This is a genomic window from Shewanella sp. NIFS-20-20 (assembly GCF_019209865.1).
Taxonomy (GTDB): domain Bacteria; phylum Pseudomonadota; class Gammaproteobacteria; order Enterobacterales; family Shewanellaceae; genus Shewanella.
Window position 1 is genome coordinate 1 of record NZ_JAHUTT010000114.1, and the last position, 1,985, is coordinate 1,985.

2 protein-coding genes and 1 pseudogene are annotated in these 1,985 nt (G+C 43.2%); 2 read left to right on the top strand and 1 reads right to left on the bottom strand.

Features of this window, described 5'->3' with window-relative positions; genetic code table 11:
- Positions 1 to 221: 221 nt before the first annotated feature.
- Positions 222 to 1,055, top strand: a complete 834-nt coding sequence (locus KU855_RS18625) for an FAD-dependent monooxygenase (protein WP_218532780.1) — start codon at positions 222 to 224, stop codon at positions 1,053 to 1,055.
- A gap of 97 nt (positions 1,056 to 1,152) precedes the next feature.
- Here the strand turns inward: KU855_RS18625 and KU855_RS18630 are convergent, their stop codons facing one another.
- Positions 1,153 to 1,629 carry a hypothetical protein gene (locus tag KU855_RS18630; protein ID WP_218532782.1) on the bottom strand — a complete coding sequence of 159 codons (477 nt, stop codon included), beginning with the start codon at positions 1,627 to 1,629 and terminating at the stop codon, positions 1,153 to 1,155.
- A 187-nt stretch (positions 1,630 to 1,816) separates the two neighbouring features.
- Here KU855_RS18630 and KU855_RS18990 point away from each other — a divergent pair.
- Positions 1,817 to 1,985 (top strand): annotated as a pseudogene (locus KU855_RS18990) (transposase); the annotation flags it as partial.

Consider the following 1,985-nt stretch of genomic DNA (forward strand, 5'->3'; position numbering starts at 1 on the left):
CTGAAATGCTCTTTGATGGTATCTATATTCATGGCAACTCCTCAAAAGAGGAGCATAAGATCACAGCTAGCTCATTAGGTCAATTTTGATTTGCCATTGGGCAAAAAACGTTCATGATCTGCCCCTGCCCATTGTCATCAATCAATATTAATACTGCAGAGTTGCACCGTTTAAACACCATTGAGACCTCATACTTTGATCATAAATACGCGGTTAACTGTGTGGCTATTCAGCGGGGGGTATTACAACAACTTCTTATCGAGACACTTAACACTCAATGTATTCAACTCAATAAAAAAGTCGTTGATGTTAATTGGGGGAGCTGTCAGTCCTCGTTGACATTCTCAGACGGTACCTTCCTTGATTTCGATGCCGTTATTGGCGCAGATGGCATTCACTCCGTAGTAAGAAATACCCTATTTGATGATAGTCTCATCCGGCATGCTCAGCAGACTTGCTGGCGCGGCATATCCAGTATTCAATTGCCACAAGAATATCAACATCAATTGAATGAGTTGTGGGGCGCTGGCACACGGTTTGGCTTTGTGAGGTTAACGCCCAATGAAGTGTATTGGTATGGACTCCACAGTAGTCATTTACCAATCACAAGCCGTGACTTAATTCATTGTTTTAAGAAATTTCATCCCATCGTCTCTGACATCATCTCGCAAACACCTACGGATAACGTATTTCAAAGTGATGTGTGTGATTTGCGGCCGATAGCGTCTTGGTCTCGTGATACGGTTTGTTTGCTTGGTGATGCAGCTCATGCAACAACTCCGAATATGGGGCAAGGCGCATGTCAGGCAATTGAAGATGCTTACACCCTCAGTTATTACCTTAGTCAATATCCAATTATGACTGCTTTTGCCAAGTATGAATGTTTACGAAAAAACAAAACGGTCAAGGTGGTAAAACTCAGTTGGCAGCTAGGTAATATTTCACATATAAAGAACCCAGCGCTTGCAACAATTAGAAATGCTGCCATGAGGGCCATCCCTAATACATACAATCTAAATCAAGTTAATAAGATTTATAAGTTGGCCAGTTTTTAAACTTGTGAATATCAATTCCCCAATGTGAGGGGCAATCGACATTGGGGCGTTTAACTTTACAGTTCATGTATGGGTTTATCGATGGTTATTTATATTATTAAGGGGGGCTGTTGAGCTGAGAGTTGTTTGTTGGCAGCGTTTGACTCAGAAATGCCCATTGCTGAAGAGTGCCGATGGCAAATAAACAACTCATAAACAGGCAAATTGCCGAGCTAATTAGCCAAAAGGTTAGGCTATTTTCTGGAAACATCGACATTAAGCTTGTAAAGGATATCGCTCGAAGAAACAATAGGCTGATAATGGTTAACAGTGCTAAGCGAGTGAAAGGGAAACGTCTTATTAAGCCGGCAGCAGACAGCGCGTAAAGAGCCCAAACACTTAAAATTAAGACGATAATGGCAGTAACAATGGTTGGGTACCATAGCCCTTGTTCCGCCATCTGAGCCATTTGCTCCCCCGCGCCGAAAAAACGGTACCAATCGCCACCAAAGACAATGCAACCGAGATGTGCTAATGCGGCTAACATGCATGTTAAAGCTGCAGCCAGTAGCCATTTATTGTTGGTTAAATTCATCATCGCTCCTCAACGGCACCGGCAAATATCATGCGAATGGTATAGCCAATATTCTAGCCTATTGCAGGCTAATTTAGCATCAGCTTACCCTGATTTAAACCCTCTTATAAATAGCCACCCATCATAAATGATGGCTTTTATGGGTTTTCGACTATGCTGATGGGTGTTGTTGGAATGGGAGGTCGTTATGCCACGTCCACGAAGAACTCAAATCAGTATTGAAGACACTCCGTATTACCACTGTTGTAGCCGAGTGGTCCGCCGCGCTTACCTGTGTGGTGAAGATAAATTCTCCGGTAAAAACTACGACCACAGGCGAGATTGGGTGGCCCAGCTCATTCAACGACTGGCGCAGG

What these genes read in the sequence shown, in the direction of transcription:
- KU855_RS18630 (WP_218532782.1), bottom strand. Translation starts at nt 1,629, where the DNA reads ATGAATTTAACCAACAATAAATGGCTACTGGCTGCAGCTTTAACATGC.